Annotated in this window: 16 protein-coding genes; 10 read left to right on the top strand and 6 right to left on the bottom strand. The window is 69.3% G+C overall.

The features are described 5' to 3' along the window. Positions 1-86 precede the first annotated feature (86 nt). The gene (locus AC07RV_RS17135) at positions 87-1,154 is read left to right on the top strand and encodes an AraC family transcriptional regulator (protein WP_492713645.1); all 1,068 of its coding nucleotides are present in this window, start codon (positions 87-89) and stop codon (positions 1,152-1,154) included. 283 nt (positions 1,155-1,437) lie between these two features. Beyond that, positions 1,438-2,463: a hypothetical protein gene (locus tag AC07RV_RS17130; protein WP_296776263.1), complete on the top strand. Its 1,026-nt coding sequence runs from the start codon at positions 1,438-1,440 to the stop codon at positions 2,461-2,463. A gap of 104 nt (positions 2,464-2,567) precedes the next feature. Here the strand turns inward: AC07RV_RS17130 and AC07RV_RS17125 are convergent, their stop codons facing one another. Next, positions 2,568-3,326 (bottom strand): hypothetical protein, encoded by a 759-nt coding sequence (locus tag AC07RV_RS17125; protein ID WP_296776260.1) that lies wholly within the window; start codon positions 3,324-3,326, stop codon positions 2,568-2,570. A 242-nt stretch (positions 3,327-3,568) separates the two neighbouring features. Between AC07RV_RS17125 and AC07RV_RS17120 the strand changes: the two genes are divergently transcribed. Further along, positions 3,569-5,140 carry a PGAP1-like alpha/beta domain-containing protein gene (locus tag AC07RV_RS17120; protein ID WP_296776257.1) on the top strand — a complete coding sequence of 524 codons (1,572 nt, stop codon included), beginning with the start codon at positions 3,569-3,571 and terminating at the stop codon, positions 5,138-5,140. 32 nt (positions 5,141-5,172) lie between these two features. Here the strand turns inward: AC07RV_RS17120 and AC07RV_RS17115 are convergent, their stop codons facing one another. The 3 genes from AC07RV_RS17115 to AC07RV_RS17105 all read right to left on the bottom strand — a co-directional run bounded on the left by AC07RV_RS17115 (position 5,173) and on the right by AC07RV_RS17105 (position 7,527). Then, positions 5,173-5,784 (bottom strand): CHAP domain-containing protein, encoded by a 612-nt coding sequence (locus AC07RV_RS17115; RefSeq protein ID WP_296776254.1) that lies wholly within the window; start codon positions 5,782-5,784, stop codon positions 5,173-5,175. Between the two features lie 75 nt (positions 5,785-5,859). Continuing rightward, positions 5,860-6,408, bottom strand: coding sequence for a DUF6886 family protein (locus AC07RV_RS17110; protein ID WP_296776251.1), 549 nt, complete (start codon positions 6,406-6,408; stop codon positions 5,860-5,862). A gap of 81 nt (positions 6,409-6,489) precedes the next feature. Beyond that, positions 6,490-7,527 (bottom strand): phosphate/phosphite/phosphonate ABC transporter substrate-binding protein, encoded by a 1,038-nt coding sequence (locus AC07RV_RS17105; protein ID WP_296776248.1) that lies wholly within the window; start codon positions 7,525-7,527, stop codon positions 6,490-6,492. A gap of 197 nt (positions 7,528-7,724) precedes the next feature. On the opposite strand from AC07RV_RS17105, the gene AC07RV_RS17100 reads away from it, so the two are divergent. Further along, positions 7,725-8,879: a helix-turn-helix transcriptional regulator gene (locus AC07RV_RS17100; protein ID WP_296776244.1), complete on the top strand. Its 1,155-nt coding sequence runs from the start codon at positions 7,725-7,727 to the stop codon at positions 8,877-8,879. Between the two features lie 27 nt (positions 8,880-8,906). Here AC07RV_RS17100 and AC07RV_RS17095 read toward each other — a convergent pair whose 3' ends face one another. After that, positions 8,907-9,866, bottom strand: coding sequence for a helix-turn-helix transcriptional regulator (locus AC07RV_RS17095; protein WP_296776242.1), 960 nt, complete (start codon positions 9,864-9,866; stop codon positions 8,907-8,909). A 302-nt stretch (positions 9,867-10,168) separates the two neighbouring features. Between AC07RV_RS17095 and AC07RV_RS17090 the strand changes: the two genes are divergently transcribed. Continuing rightward, positions 10,169-10,984: an MmyB family transcriptional regulator gene (locus AC07RV_RS17090; protein WP_296776239.1), complete on the top strand. Its 816-nt coding sequence runs from the start codon at positions 10,169-10,171 to the stop codon at positions 10,982-10,984. A gap of 27 nt (positions 10,985-11,011) precedes the next feature. On the opposite strand, the gene AC07RV_RS17085 is transcribed toward AC07RV_RS17090, so the two are convergent. Then, a complete protein-coding gene (locus AC07RV_RS17085) occupies positions 11,012-12,214 on the bottom strand; it encodes a hypothetical protein (RefSeq protein WP_296776237.1) in 1,203 nt (400 codons plus the stop codon). 215 nt (positions 12,215-12,429) lie between these two features. On the opposite strand from AC07RV_RS17085, the gene AC07RV_RS17080 reads away from it, so the two are divergent. The 5 genes from AC07RV_RS17080 to AC07RV_RS17060 all read left to right on the top strand — a co-directional run bounded on the left by AC07RV_RS17080 (position 12,430) and on the right by AC07RV_RS17060 (position 15,643). Beyond that, complete coding sequence (locus AC07RV_RS17080; RefSeq protein WP_177239571.1) at positions 12,430-12,855, top strand: tripartite tricarboxylate transporter TctB family protein; 426 nt, start codon at positions 12,430-12,432, stop codon at positions 12,853-12,855. 10 nt (positions 12,856-12,865) lie between these two features. Then, complete coding sequence (locus AC07RV_RS17075) at positions 12,866-14,395, top strand: tripartite tricarboxylate transporter permease (RefSeq protein WP_444814176.1); 1,530 nt, start codon at positions 12,866-12,868, stop codon at positions 14,393-14,395. 211 nt (positions 14,396-14,606) lie between these two features. Next, positions 14,607-14,939 (top strand): hypothetical protein, encoded by a 333-nt coding sequence (locus tag AC07RV_RS17070; protein ID WP_296780577.1) that lies wholly within the window; start codon positions 14,607-14,609, stop codon positions 14,937-14,939. Between the two features lie 44 nt (positions 14,940-14,983). After that, complete coding sequence (locus tag AC07RV_RS17065) at positions 14,984-15,337, top strand: hypothetical protein (protein WP_296780575.1); 354 nt, start codon at positions 14,984-14,986, stop codon at positions 15,335-15,337. 96 nt (positions 15,338-15,433) lie between these two features. Then, positions 15,434-15,643, top strand: coding sequence for a hypothetical protein (locus tag AC07RV_RS17060; protein ID WP_444814175.1), 210 nt, complete (start codon positions 15,434-15,436; stop codon positions 15,641-15,643). Positions 15,644-15,685 lie beyond the last annotated feature (42 nt).

Here is a 15,685-nt window from a genome sequence, read left to right as displayed (position 1 = left end):
GCTGGAAGCAGGGGAAGGGCTTACAAATCGCGGGTGGGTTCTTCGGGCCCATGCCACCACCCTTTCACCACGAATTCATGCTCTGGATGTCCTTCTCCTGCCGGCGCGGACAGACCCCGCCCTCGTTGTCGCCGCATGCCGCGCCGCGCCGGCCCGGGCGGTCTTCGGAGCGCTGGCGGCATGGGGATTCGGCCGCGCTCGCGGCCTTGCTGGCCAAGCAGGCGCCTCGCTTCCCGGTGCCCGAGGCCGCGCCTGAGTCCGTCGTCCAGAGCATGCGCTTCGAGCCGGCCCTGCATTTCCAGGTCGAGCTCGGTCCCCGCTTCTGCGTTCGCGTCGAGAGCCTGCGGCGCACGCCGCTGTACGTGGTCGGCGGCCGCGACTGCTGGCTGCAGGTCGGCAGGGAGCCGGCGCTACACCTGCGGCATGGCGATGTCGTGTTCCTGCCGCGCGGCGATGCGCACCGTGTCTTCTCGGACCCCGGCCTGCCCGCGTCGAGCCTCGATGAACTGCTGACGCATTCCGCCGGCGCCGCCGGTGCCGAGCGGCACGCGCCGACGGGCGGAGACCACAGCGTGTGGAGCGGCGGCTTCTACCGCTCGGTGGAACTGGCCGCCCATCCGCTGGTGGCATCGCTGCCGTCCGTGCTGCACCTGCGTGCCGCGGATGCCGCGCCCTGGCTGCGCGCCATGGCGGACGCGGTGCGCTGGATGGCCGACCGCAGGGCCGGCGGCAACGGCGTGGGCGTGACCGAGCTGTTGGGCGCGCTGATGCAGCACGCGGTGCTGGCCTGGTTGCGCAGGCCGGAGGCGGGCATGCCCATCGCGGGTGCCTCGGGCCCCGATCTTTCCGATGCGAGGTTGCTCACGGCGCTCGAGGCAATCCACGCCCGGCCCGCGGACCCGTGGACGCTGGAATCGCTCGCCGCGCTGTGCCACATGAGCCGCACGGCCTTCGCCACGCGATTCCGCGCGCAGATGAATCTCTCGCCGATGCAGTACCTGGCGCGCTGGCGCATCCACCTGGCGTCGCGGTTGCTGCGCGAACGCCGGCTGACCTTGCAGCAGGCGGCCGATGCGGTGGGCTACTCGACCGGCGCGATCCTCGCGCGCGCCTACAAGCGCGAACTCGGGACCTGGCCGTCGCGGGCGGTCTGAGGGGCGAGCGTCAGATCGCTTGCCGTGCGGGGACGACGCAGGGGATGAGGCGTGCGATTCGTGCAACGGTAAGAAGAAATTCTTCTGCCGAGCGATCGGTGCCGTCCGGGACAGCGCATCTCCCACGTAAGATTCGCTGACACACCAAACTACACAGGGGACGAGGAGAGAGGTCGACGCACAGAGCCCGCAGGCTCGCGCTGGTCGTGCCAGCGGCAGGGGCGTCCCTTGCGACCGCAAGCGCATGCACCGTCGCGTCGCTTTCCCGCCCCGACAAGAAACAATGAACAGATCGCTTCGCCTGCTGCCGACCGTGCTCGGAATCTCGGCCATCCTGGCCTCGTGCGGTGGAGGAGGAAGCGACGGCTATGCCGGCCTGCCGCCGGCCACGGCGGCCGCGCTGGCGGGCATCGAGGGGGCTCGCAACCCGCCTGCGACCGTGCCCGATCCCGCCACGGAACAACCGGCCACCCGCCCGATGCAGACGACGCCCTACACCTTCCTGTTGGGGAACGTCGATGCAAGCGGCTTCGATGCCTTCACGACGGAACTCACGAGTCCCGCTTTCGCCGGCTACCTGCTGGATCGGATCGTCTTCGTCGATGCCTCGGCGCGCGGCCAATGGCGAGCGATCTACCAGCGCAAGGGCCAGACGGCCCGCTACGACCATCGCTTCGTCTCGACGGGCGCACCACTGACGCTGGCCGATTTCCAGGCGCAGGGCGCGGAGGGCTATCGCCTCACGCCCAGCGGCGGTACCTCGCCGAAGAACGTCTTCAGCAAGGTGACGGGTGAGGCGATCCAGTACGAGTACGTGGACGCGATCAAGGTCCCTCTCATGGCCGGAAGCCCGGGAGAGTTGCTCCGGCCGCTCAACGACCTGGGCAAGCTCGGCTATTGCGGCACCCAGGTTCGGGGCGCGGGCCTTGCCCTGGTGAAGGAGACGCCATCGACCGCTCGCTGCGCCTTCGAGCTGGTGACCGCCAAGTCCGGCGGGAGCACCGGCTTCGTCGCGGAGCAGAACGAGCAGGGCGCCAAGGGTTCGGTGTTCGTGACATCGGCCCTCGTCGCCGAGAAGCTGGTGAACCTCTACGTTCGAGACGAGGCGCAGGCGTCGAGCTTCAAGTTCAAGGCGGTGGACGTGACGACGGCGGCCAGGCCGAACACCATCGAGCAAGCGGCGGAGCTGATGGCCATCCTCAACCGCGAAGGCGCGACGGGGGCCAGGCCCTGGCGGAGCTACGACGATGGTGGCCGTCCCTACATCGTCTTCATGACGGCATTCGATTGCCGTGGGCTGCTTTGCTAGCGCTGCCTTTTTGACGTTCATCGTCGCGGCCCCGCGATGATCTTCTCGGCGAAGCAGGGCCGGAAGATCGCGATCGCCGCGGCGGGCGGCTGGCGCGACGCGAGCTACTGCCGCCCCGCCGCCTTCACCGTGTCCTCCACCCGTCCCAGTTCGGCCTGCGTCTGCGGCCCGGCATTGCGTGCACGCACGCCCGGCAGCACCCGGTTGGCCGCGGCGATCTCCGTCGGCGTCCACGCGCGCGGATCCGTGCGCGACAGGAAATAGAGAACGTTGATCAACCCGCTCGGCGACAGCTTGTCGACCTGGCTCGCATCGAGCAGCTTCAATGCCAGCGAAATGGCCTCGGCCGAATCGTTGAAGTCGCGCTGCAGCCGACCGGTCGCGCGGCGGCGCTCGTCGGCACCGGCGGCATTCACCTGCGACACCAGCCGCACGAGTTCGGCGTTCTCGATGTTGGCGATGGTGGCCACGCCCTGCGCCGCGGCCTTGCGGACCTGTTCATCGGGCGACTGCTGCAGCCCGGCGAGCAGGCCTTCGGCTTCTTCCTTGGAGAGCGCGAGCCGCACCATGGCCAGTGCCGCGTTGCGCTTGGAACCGTCGGCCGCGCTGAGCTCGGGCACGAGGCCATAGACCCACTTGTAGCGCTCGACCCGCTCCTTGGATTCCTCCACGCTGGTGCTGCGCCGGCGCAGTTCGGCATCGAGCGCGGCGGTCTGCATCTTGAGGTCCGCCTCGCGCCGATCGATCTGCTGCTTGGTCTGGGCGTTCCAGGCCGTGAGCGCGACGGTGACCAGCGACCCCGCAATGCCCACCGCGGTGGTGGCCCGTTCCAGCCACGATTTCTGGGAAGGAGGATCGCTCATGGGGAACCGGACGCGAAGTCCGCCGTGCCGCAGGGAACCTGCCGATGGGCGCGACGGTAAGGCGCGCGCCCGGCACCGACCATCCTCCCGAGGAAGTAGAGCAAGCGGAGTATTGGCGCGGGCCGGGGACGGTGAAAGACTGGATGCAAAGAACGATGAAGACGGCATGCGCCGCGCGATCGCGGTCGAAGCCGTCGCACGGTGCATCCGATGCCGATTCGATCAACCTGGGGGACCCTGCCATGAGCAACGCACAGCATCCCTATCACCCGATCATCTACGTGCGCGGCTTCGCCGCCACGCAGGGCGAGATCGAGGAGACCGTGGCCGATCCCTACATGGGTTTCAACATCGGCTCGACCAAGACCCGCATGGCCTGGACCGGCGACATGCGCCGCTTCTACTTCGAGTCGCCGCTGGTCCGGCTGATGGGCGACCACCGCTACGAGGACGTGTTCGTCGACGGCGACGACCTGATGGCCGCCACGCGCGCCGACCAGGCCGTGCCCTACCGCAGCATCGTCATCTACCGCTACTACGACGATGCCTCGAAGGACTTCGGCAACGGCAAGACGCCGGCGATCGAGACCTTCGCCCAGGGGCTCGACCAGCTGATCCTGCGCCTGCGCGATCGGGTGTGCGCCAACCCGAACAACGCGATGACGCCGGCCGACTTCAAGGTCTACCTGGTGGCGCATTCGATGGGCGGGCTGGTCTGCCGCGCTTTCCTGCAGAACCCCAGGCTGGGCTCGGCCGCGGCGCGCGCGGCGGTCGACAAGCTCTTCACCTATGCCACGCCGCACAACGGCATCGACATGCGCATCGTGCGCAACGTGCCGGGCTGGCTGTCCTTCGGCGACGTCAACAACTTCAACCGCGAGCGCATGGCCGGCTACATGGCCGTTCCCAAGGGCGACGACGTGTCGCTGGTGACGAACTTCCCGCCCGAGCGGGTGTTCAACCTCGTGGGCACCAACGCGCGCGACTACGCGGTGGCCGGCGGCCTCTCGTCATGGGCCGCGGGCGATGCCAGCGACGGCCTGGTGCGCATCGAGAACGCCACCACCCACGGGCTGGCGGCCGACGGAACGGACGTCGGATCGCCACGCGCCTTCGTCAATCGCAGCCATTCGGGGCACTACGGCATCGTCAATTCGGAAGAGGGCTACCAGAACCTCACGCGCTTCCTGTTCGGCCAGCTGCGCGCCGACGGCATCCTCGACATCGACGACATCACGCTGCCCGAAGAGGTGCAGGCGGCGCTCGACGACGGCAAGAGCGTGAAGGCCTCCTACCAGTTCGAGGTGGTGGCCAGCGTGCGCGGGGCCCAGTGGCAGATCACGCGGCGCGAGGCGCGCGAGAACTCGGCCATCTTCCGCGGCTACGACGAGCTGTTTCCGGCCGCGGGTAAGCAGCGCACGCCCGACCGCAGCAAGAGCCCGCACCTGTTCTCGCTGTTCCTGGACCCGAACAAGAGCGTGGTGGCCTCGGGCTCGGTGAGCTTCGCCTTCGACATCAAGGTGCTGGTGCCCGACTACGAGATCGACGGGCTGCTGTTCCTCAAGCGCCACTACGAAGGCGGCTTCGTCTATCGCGACCTGATCATCGTCGAGGCTTTTCCGGATGCCGCCGCCACGTACGGGTGGCGCGTCTTCTATGGCGCGCAGGACGTTCATCCGGGCAAGCCCGGCATCGAGGCCACGCTGTACCCGCTGCAGGGCACCGACGGCTATGCCTTCGACATGACGATCATCCAGGACGTGCGGCCCGGCCTGACGGGCACCTTGCGCGTGGAGATGCGCCCCTGGCGTTGAGGCGGGGAAGGCTCACCCGCGCGTCGCCTGGCTCAGGACGGTGCCTGCGCGCGCCGCAGCCAGCCCAGGGTGCCGCCTTCCACGTGCCAGTTGCCGTCCCGCGCCTCGAGCGAGAGCCGCGCGCGGCTTTCGCCGAACGGCCCGGGGTTCTGCTGCACGATCTCGATCTCGCGGTCTCCCACGCTCACCACGATCGCGACATGTCCATAGCGGTTGAGCAGCGTCGGCGCGAACACGATCAGGCCGTCGACCCGCGGCTTCTCGGCCTGGCCGTTGCGGTACTGCAGCAGCGCGCGCTTCGTGTTCGGCATGCCCTGCGGCGTGGCCGCGTCGTAGAAGTCCCGGGCGTGGCCGTAGGCGTCGGGCATGCGGTGGCCGAAGCGCTCGAAGTAGTAGCGCTTCACGAATTCCACGCACTGGTACTGGATGCCGAGGTTGTAGCCGTCGCTCGACAGCGCGCGGCCCTCGGCGTTGTTCACGCCGCCGTTGTAGTAGACCTTCACGCCGTTGAACTCGTCGACCACCGCGCCGACCTCGCGCGCGGGGTTGAGGTTGAAGTAGGTGGCGCCCCCGTAGCCGGCGACGGCCAGCGCGGCGATGCCGGCGAGGGTGGCGAGCAGAAGGGCGGGGCGGCGAAGAATCATCGAAGGCGAGGGCATCAAGGAGCGGGACGCGCGGGCAAGCTTAACGGCAGCGGGGCGGGGCTTCGTCCATCGTCCTCAGTCCTGCGCGCGTGCATTGCGCATGCGGATGCACGAGAAGCCCAGCGAAGACGCGACCACCTCGCGCGCGAGCGGCCAGAGCTGCGGCATCACGCGCAGCGTCACGCCGCGTTCGGCCAGCAGCGACAGCGGCTGCACGAGGCGGTGCACGGCCTCGGGGCGCACCGTCTGGTCCGACACGTGGTAGCCGGCGTTGGCATCGACGCAGCGGAACGACCGGGCCGGCAGCGCGTACAGGTACAGCGGCGTCGATTGCGCGCGCGCATGCCAGTCCTGCTCGATCGCCAGCACGTGCCGGCTGCCGCCGTCGTCGAAGAAGTGCGCGAGATCGTGCGGCGTGGTCGCGGGCAGCGCGCGGAACGCGACCCGCGGGCAATCGCGCGGCACCAGGTAGTGCGGCAGGCAGGCGTCGTCCACGGCCCAGACCACGGGCGTGGCCACGGCCGCGTCGCGGTTCGGCGGCAGCCGGGGCTCGAAGACGGCGATGTCGGGCTGTTCGCTGACGTGCCAGAGTTTCAGGGGCGCAGGGGTAACGGGAGCGGACATGGGTGGCCGCGATCCTCGCACGAGGCCCGCGGCGGGCACCGGCAAGGGCCACCGGAACCGGTGGCCATGACGCAACGGCACTCAGCCCGCGACCCGCTCCTCGTCGCGCAGCAGCACCGCCTTCTGCCGCTCGTACTCGGCCGCGATCTGTGCCAGCCGGCGTGCGCGTGCGGCGTCGCTGGTCCACTGGGCGGCGCGCACGCGCTGCAGCGCCAGGTCGCGCTGCAGCTGCGCCACCGGCAGCAGGGTCGCGTGGGGCGCCGCCTCGTAGCCGGCCGGCGCGTTCAGCGCGCGCAGCACGGCGCGCTCCCGGGCGCTGCGCGGCCCGGCGGCGGCGCCATAGCGCAGCAGGAAGCGGCGGACCTCCTGGCGCGTGGCGCGCGGCCAGTCGGCGCGGATGGCGAAGCGCTCGGCGGGCAGGGGCTCCGATTGCCAGACGATCCTGAGCTGCCGGCCCTCGGGCGGAAAGCGGCGGCAGAACAGGCGGTGGTCGTCGAGCGTGCCGGTCGCGATGTCGACGTCGCCGTTGGCCAGCGCGAGGCTGCTCGCGAAGGTGGAGCCGACGGTCTCGGTGCGGAAGGCGGTCTCCATGTCGATGCCGCGCGGCAGGAACAGCCGCGCCTGCGGCAGCACGTAACCCGCGATGGAGCGCCGCTCGCCGTAGGCGATGCGCCAGTCCTGGGGCTCGGCCAGCAGCCGGTCGAGCGCGTCGGGCGGGGCCGCGCGGCGCACCAGCAGCACCGCGCGGTTGGGGTCTTGTGCCGCCGGGCGCTTCGCCTGGGCGAGAATCCGCATCCGCCCCTCGACCACCGCCTGCAGCGCGGCCTCGGGGGCCAGGAAGCCGGCGTCGACCTCGGCGTGCGCGACGGCCCGTGCCAGCGATTCGAGGCTGGACAGCGTGGCCGTCTCGAGCGCGCAGCCGACGGCGGCGCACAGCGGATGCAGCAGCGGTTCCCACGCGGCGCGCGAGGCCAGGGCCTCGTCGAGCAGCGGCAGGGCAAAGCGCAACCGGGCGGAAGACACAGGGGAGAAGGCCTCGCTCGAGGCCGCCGAGGCTGGCGCGCGACGCGAGCCCGACAACAGGAGCACGCCGGCGCCGCCGCGCGCGACACGCAGCAATGCGTCGCGGCGGGTGGCACCCGGGGGTGCATGTGAAAGGGTGAGGAAGGACGGCGCCATGCGGGTTCACGACAAACGCCGGCACGGCCCGGACGCGTTGCGGCGCGCCGTGGCGCGACCGCCGTCCGGCCAATGACAGCAGAGTAGGGAGTCTGCGCATCCGCGTCCGCGCGCGCTACTCCCGAACAGGAGGGAACATGGGTCTGGAATCCACGGCGCTGGCCGACGCGGTCCGGCGGCTGTATGCCGAGGTGGCGGCGCCGGGTGCCGGCGGCATCGACCTCAACGTGCTGCGCGAGTGCATCGGCGCCGAGCACGTGGTGATGACGAGCAGGCACGACGGCGACACCGCGTGGCGCGCCTGCACGCAGTTCGGCCAGGTCGAGGAACGCGAGCTCGGCCAGTGGCTCACGATGGCCGACCACGAGTCGCTGGTCCGGCTCACGGCCTCGGGCCTGCCGGTGCGCACCTCCACCTTCCTGAGCCGCCGGGCGATGGCCAGCACCGAGCTCTACCAGGAGGTGCTGCGGCCGCTCAACGGCGGCCTGGCCGCGGTGTCGTACTGGCGCGAGCACGACGGCTGGCGCGGCCTCAGCTACTGCCGCTCGCTCGAGTCGGGCCACGATTTCCGCGAGGACGAGCTGGCCTCGATCCAGGCGCTGGTGCCGCACCTGCGGACCATCGAGCAGCTGCATGCGCAGTTGCGGCAGCGCACGCGCGCCAGCGTCGATGCGGCGCACGACATGCTGAACCTGGCGCCGCAGGCGGTGCTGCTGCTCGATGCCGCGGGCCGCGTGGTGTTCCTCAACCGCAGCGCGAGCGCGCTGCTGGCGCGGCCCGGTTGCGGCTTGCGCGCCGACCGCGAAGGCCTGCGCGCGCGCGACGCCGCGGAGGACCGCCGGCTGCAGCAGGCGGTGCGGCTCGCGGCCGAGCTCGCTCCCGAGTCGCGCCGCGCGGCGCTCAGCGATGGCGCGGTGGCGGCGCAGGGCCTGCCGGTCACCATCCGGCGCGCGCTGCCGCTGCGGCCGCTGATCCTGTCGATCGTGCCGGCCGCCAGCCTCTCGGCGCAGGCCGAGTTCGGCAGCGCGCGCGTCGCGGTGATGGTGCACAACGCCGGCACCGACGGCACCATCGCCACGGCCCGGCTGGTCGAGGCCTACGGGCTCACGGCGCGCGAGGCCGAGCTGGCCGTGCTGCTCGGCAAGGGCGAGGACCTGGCCGGCGCGGCCGGGCTCATGGCGCTGTCGGCGGGCACCGCGCGGCAGTACCTCAAGCAGATCTTCGCCAAGCTGGGCGTGCAGCGGCAGGCCGAGCTGGTGCGCCTGCTGGTGGCGAGCTTTCCGCAGGAGTGAGGCCGAAGGGCCTCGCGCACATCGTGCTCAGGCGGCCGGCGCGCCCGGCAGCATCGCGCGCGCGGCCGCGTTCACGAGCTGCACGCGGTTGCGCACCTTGAAGCGCGCGCGCAGCTGCCGCAGGTGGTAGTCGACCGCATGGCCCGACATCTGCAGCCGGTGCGCGATCTCCTTGTCGCCGCGGCCCTGCCGCAGTTCCTCGAGGATGCGCAATTGCATCGCGCTGAGCATCCTCGAAGTGCTGCCGATGTCGCCGAGCCGGTCCGCGGCCGGCGCCGAAGCGAGGCCGCAGGACTGCACGCGCCGGTGGAAGTCCTCGGCCAGCATGCGGGCCAGCGCGACGATGCCGGCGCCGATCCATGCGCTGTCCGTGCGCTCCGACTGCAGACTCACCAGCGTGTGCTCGCCCAGCGGCAACGACAGCGGCGGTGCCGGCAGCCGGAACAGCACGCCGCTGCCGATGCCGCTGGCGCGCAGGTCCTCGAGAAAGCGTTCGTGCAGCGCGAAGCGGGCGTCCTCGGTCGGGTGTTGGCGCGCCAGGCTGTCGCGGTCCCAGACCCAGGGGCCGGCGCTGCGCTGCGCGGCATCGACGCGCGGATCCACCTCCTGGTATTGCTGCGAGAAATAGCGTTCGGTCCAGCGCGGATTGGCATGGCCGGTGAAGAAGCTCGAGGGTCGCCACCGGCCCTGCGCCAGCGCCACGGTGCCGTAGGCGAACCACTGGAAGCCCAGCGCCTGCAGCATCGGGCGCATGCGCAGCAGCGGGTCGTCCTCGCCGGCCGCGGCGCCGCCGTCGACGGCGTGCGGCAGCGGGCCGTCCGTGACGAAACGAACCGGCGCCACGCTGTGCAGCGGCAGCCCCGTCATGCCGCGCACCGCCGGGTCTTCCGATGGCATGGCGGACAGGGGCGCTTCGGCGCGCGGCTGCGGCAGCTCGGACGAGCGCGCGCTGCGTCGGTACGGCAGGAAGACATGGGCGGCGGGCAAGGGTTCGATGCGGTGGACGAGGAGGCTGGAGGCCGCGCGTGTCGCGCGGCGAGCGTGCGGTCCGGGGAACGCCGGACCGGCGCTGCGACCCGTGCGCGAGAGGCCTCTGGCACCGGTGCGAAGGGCATGTTGCCGCCCTGTCTGGAGGGCGTCGATAACCTTCCAGATAATGGCCGCGCACCATGTGCAAAGGCGCTACCGCCTGTTACCCGGATTACGCATGTTTGTTGCGTTCGCGACGAAGCGTTTCGCCTCTCGTTCAGGTCCAATGGCGGGCTTTTCGATCCCTGGACCCCGATCCCATGAGCCTGCCTCTGCTGCTGCGCCATACGAGGGCGAGCAAGAACATCTCCCAACTCGATCTGTCGCTGCGGCTGGGCGTCTCCCAGCGGCACGTCAGCTTCCTCGAGACCGGCCGCGCCGCGCCGAGCCGCGACCTGCTGCTGGCCTGGATGAACGAGGTCGAGGCGCCGACCTCGCTGCGCAACGCGGCGCTGTCGCTCGGCGGCTTCACCACCGTCGCCAGCGAGGAGGGCGCGCCGTGGATCGGCATGACCGAGGCCAACGAGGCCGCGCTGCAGCGCATGGTGCAGCTGCACAACCCGCTGCCGGGCCTGGTGTTCGATCCCGACTGGAAGATGCTCGCGACCAACTGCGCGGGCCAGTGGCTCTGCACGGTCGTGATGCCCGGCTACTGCGAGGCCGTCGACCACCGCTTCGAAGGCCTGGACATGATCGACTGCGTGGCGCACGACGACGGTCTGCTGAGCCATTCGCGCAACGCGGCGCAGGTCGGCGCCAGCCTGCTCGCGCAGTTGCAGACCGAGAGCTGGCTGCGCCCGTCGCTGCGGCCGCGCGTCGATCGGCTGGCCGACTCGCTGCACCGCCGCTACGGACGGTTGCCCGAGGTGCCCTCGCTCGGCCTCGCCACGCCGAGCCTCAACCTCAGCTTCGACACGCCGCTGGGCGTGCTGAACTTCTCCACCTTCCAGAGTGCCTTCGGCATTCCGCAGGACATCAATTCCTCCTCGCTGCGCATCGAGCTGTGGTTCGCGGCCGATGCGCACACGCGCGAGGTGATGAGCGACGCCGATGCCGACGCGGAGGCCTGCTGCTGAAGCGGTGAGATCGGCGCCGGCGCGGCCTCAGGGCAGCTTCGCCGCCACGCGCGCGGCCAGCGCGTTGACGCGCTCGCGCGCCACCGCGTGCAGCGCCGCGTCGCGCTCGCCGCCGCCCACGCGCACCTCCATGCTCAGCAGGCCCTTGCGGATCTGGATGCGGTTAAGGATGTCGATGTTCGCCTCGTCGCCGAGGCCCGCCACCGGCGTCTTGGGCTCGCCCACCTTCTTCGAGACCTCGAAGTAGCGCTGCGAGAACGCGGGCGTCGACGCGAGGTTGCGCACGCTCATCTGCACCTGGTGCGAGACGGTCACGCGCTTGCCGTCGAGGGTGTCGGTGCGGCGCAGGTTGTAGAGGCAGCCGATCGGCCTGGGAATCTCCTCGATGCGGTTCTCGCGCGACTCGTGCGTGATCTTTCCCTTGAACTGCACCGGCGCCGCGATCGTCATGTCGGGGAACACGGCCTTCACGTCCTCGGGCGTCATCAGCGCGCAGGCATCGGGCCACTGGTCGGCGGGCGCGGTCTGCGACACGCGCGTGTCGGCCGGCACCTCGACCGCCGCCTGGGTCGCGATCGGCGCCGCGGCCGCCACCATGCCGGTGCCCGGCTGCCAGCGCGACAGCGCCTGGCGCGCGAGCGCGCTCGCGTTGCCGGGCGTCTGGCTCGAATAGGCATCGAGGCTGGCCGAGACGATCAGGTCGCCCTTGCGCGCATAGACCGCGACCCGGTGCGCGCTGGTCTCCATGAAGGCCTCCTCGCCCACGCCGGCCAGCGGCTCGATGCGCAGGCTGAGCTTGGGGTCGGTGGCCACCCGTTCGCGCGCGGTGCGGATCGAGGCGAAGCTGTCCTTGGCGGTGCCGCGGCCGACCACGGGCGAGTCGCCCCAGCGCACCACGGTCAGGTTCGCGAAGCGCGCGAAGTCCAGCGTCGAGGTCGGGCTCGGCAGCCGCACCACGTAGGCGCAGCTCTCGGCGTACTGCGGGCCGCGGCTCAGGGGGCTCAGCGTCGGGCCCTTGTCGGTGACCGGGCGTCCGGGGAAGAGCGCCTCGATGTCGGCGCGCGGCATCAGCCTGCAGGCGTCGGGTGCGTTCGCGGCCATGGGAGAAGGCGCGGCGGGCGGCGAGGCCGTCACGGTCGCGGTCTGCGCGAGCGCGGCGACATGGACCGCGCCGGCCAGCAGCAGCAGCCAGGTGGGGCGGATCGGGGCGAGGGTTCGGAAGGGATTCAAGCGAACTCCGGTATTCGGGTAAACGCGTAGAAGCGACGCAAGGCGCGCATCCTCGCCGCACCGGCGCGGCCCGTCGATTACCTGCGGCGTAGTCGGCCGTACGTAGTTCCCGAGGCCCGCGTGTCAGTTTTCGGTCAGCCGCCGACGCCGAGCATCCCTGCCTCCATCACAACAGGCCGCAGGCGCGCTGCGCAGGCACGCCCACAGAGACAGAAATGAACGACCGCAACCTAGGCAGAGGGCTCTTCCTCATTGCCATTTCCCTCCTGTTCGGCATCACCGCCGCGCGCAACTACCCGATCGGCGACTTCTCGCGCGCCGGGCCCGGCATGTTCCCGTTCATCGTCAGCGTGCTGCTCGGCCTGATCGGCGTGGCCACCGTGATCCGCTCGCGCTTCGTCGCGCGCCAGCCGATGGAACTCAACCTGCGCAACATCGGCATCGTGATCGGCAGCCTCTGCGGCTTCGCGCTGATCTCGGAGCACATCAACATGGTCGCGGGCATCGTGTTCATGGTGTTCGCCTCGACGGCTGCCGGCCTCTCGTACTCGTGGGTGCGCAACGTCAAGATTTCCCTCGGCCTGATCGCGATGGCTTTCGCGCTCCAGAAGCTGCTGGGCCTGAACCTGCCCCTCCTCTGAGGACGAAGTCATGGAAGTCTTGAACAATCTCGCGTTCGGTTTCTCGCACGCGCTCACGATGCAGAACCTGCTGTTCTGCGCCATCGGCTGTACCGTGGGCACCCTGGTGGGCCTGCTGCCGGGCCTGGGCCCGCTGGCCACCATCAGCCTGCTGCTGCCGCTGACCTACTCGATCCCCACCGGCGGCGCGCTGATCATGCTGGCCGGCATCTACTACGGCGCCCAGTACGGCGACAGCGTGAGCGCGATCACGATGAAGATCCCGCATGCCAGCAGCATCGTGGCCTGCATCGACGGGTACGCCATGACGCTCAAGGGCCAGACCGGCCTGGCGCTGTTCACCGCGGGCTTCTCGAGCTTCGTGGGCGGCACCATCGCGATCGTCGTGCTGGCCTGGATGGCCCCGATGCTCGGCGAGGTGGCCTTCCTGTTCGGCCCGGCCGACTACTGCTCGATGATGCTCGTGGGCTTCGTCTGCGTGAGCTTCGTGACCACCGGCAGCCTGCTCAACGGCCTCGCGATGTGCTTCATCGGCGTGCTGCTCGGCCAGATCGGCACCGACGTCAACAGCGGCATGCAGCGCTACACCATGGACCTGCCCTTCCTCGCCGACGGCGTGGGCCTGGTGAGCATCGCGCTGGGCTGCTTCGGCATCGCCGAGATCACCAAGAACCTCGACGCGCGCGAGGAGCGCTCGCCCTTCAACGGCAAGATCAACCTGATCCCGACCTGGGCCGAGTTCAAGCGCATCATCCCGAGCGCGCTGCGCGGCGGTGCCATCGGTTCCTTCCTCGGCATCCTGCCCGGCGGCGGTCCCTCGATCGCCCAGTTCGCGGCCTATGCCATCGACAAGAAGGTCAGCAAGTACAAGCACGAGATCGGCACCGGCTGCATCGAGGGCGTGGCCGGCCAGGCCGCGGCCGACGAAGCCGCCGCGCGCACCAGCTTCATCCCGCTGATGAGCATCGGCATCCCCGAGAACCCGGTGATGGCGCTGATGCTGGCCGCGTTCGTGATCAAGGGCATCCAGCCCGGTCCGAACATGATCGCCAGCCACCCCGACCTGTTCTGGGGCCTGGTGGCCAGCATGTGGGTCGGCAACTGCTTCCTGCTCGCGCTCAACGTGCCGCTGGTGCGCTACTGGCTGTCGGTGTTCAAGATCCCGTACGCCGTGCTGTTCCCGTCGATCCTGTTCTTCTGCTGCATCGGTACCTACAGCGTCAACAACAGCCTCGACGACATCTTCATCACCGCCGTGTTCGGCTGCCTCGGCTATGCCTTCATGCGATTGGAGCTGGACGCCGCGCCGCTGATGCTGGGCTTCATCCTCGGGCCGATGCTGGAGGAGAACTTCCGGCGCGCCATGCTGATCAGCCGCGGCAGCTTCGGCGTGTTCGTGAACCGCCCGATCAGCGCGACGCTGCTGGGCCTGATCGGCGTGTTCGTGGTGTGGCAGCTCGTGGCCTTCGTGCGCTCGATCCAGAAGGCGCGGCGCGCGGGGCCGGCGGTGGTGCCGGCGAGCGAGGCGCATGGGGCTTGAGGGGCGCGCAGCTGCCAAGCTTCCCTTGATCAGTTCTTCACAGGCTGATACCTGAGAAGGACACGGAGCCGGCCCGTTGAAGCCGGCGATGGACGCCCGATGAACCTCATCGGGCGTTTTCTTTTTGGGGGAGGCGATCCTCGTTTGCCGGCACGTCCATGGCGGTAGCATCCGGCCAAGACCCTCCATTCCCTGTTGCCTCCCAACGAAGATGAGCCGCGTGACCATTTCCACAGCGCCGTGCGACCCGTCCGCTTCGTTGGTGAGCGAAATTCGGCGCATTACGAAGCTCGGCGTTCTCGATGTGCGAGACCGCCTTTCCACCGGGGGGCCCGTGTTCGATCAGGCGCTTTTTTCCGATCGAACAGAGGACGTCTTTGCCAAAGCGCGTGCGGTGCTGTCTGCGTTGGAGTGCGGCGGGCATCGGCCTCTTGTCAGTGAGGCTGGCCGGCCCATCACTCCCGAGATTCTGCGAAACATCTTGCAGGCATCAGAGGAAGGGGCCGAGGAGCTTCGCCGGCTCGATGATTTGGGACACGTGTAGGCAACGGCTGAATCCGGTCAGAAGCGGAAGTAGAAAAAGGCCCAATGACAACTGAAGACCATGTCGAAGGTTTGGAAGGGTGGTTCCAGCCTTGGAATGAACACGATCTGGAAGCGAGACCGTTCGTGAAGATTGGCGGGACATACACCATCACCATGGGATGCCTGACCGAAGCTGAGTACACAACATTGGGCAGGGTACTTCTGGGGTTGCCAGGAGCACGGCCGGACTCAATGGGATTTTTCAGCGATTCCTTCGGCAACCCGTGTTTTGAAGCATCGGTTGAGCCATCAGGCATGACCGTCGAGGGCCACGCATCACCGGAGCAGTGGGCCGCATGGGACACGGCGTTCAAAGAGGCTGTCGAGGAAGCCAAGTTGCCGCGTTTTCCCGCGTAGAGGCATGGGCTCGCTTTGGACGCATAGCACCCAGGCGGCGACCGGATACAGTCGGCCAACAGCGGACCTTTGCCGCACGACTCCAGAGAGACAACCTTGATGCGCGATCCGGACCGAATCCCCGAGATTCTTGAGTTGCTTGGTGAAATCTGGCGACTTGAACCTGACCTGCGCCTTGGGCAACTCATTTTCAATGCAGCCAGAATTCGTGATGAAGGCATCGAGGACGTCTTCTCTATTGAAGACGCAGTTCTAAGGAAGGGTCTGATTCGCTATCTCGAATTGATCAAAGCCCGGCAGGCCTGAGGTGAAAATTGCGAGCCAAGTCCGCTTCGGGACCGGAACCGT

The sequence above is a fragment of the Variovorax sp. GW821-FHT09B01 genome (genome assembly GCF_059418345.1).
The sequence above is the reverse complement of the archived record's forward strand: the minus strand, read 5'-3'. Positions and strand labels throughout refer to the sequence as shown.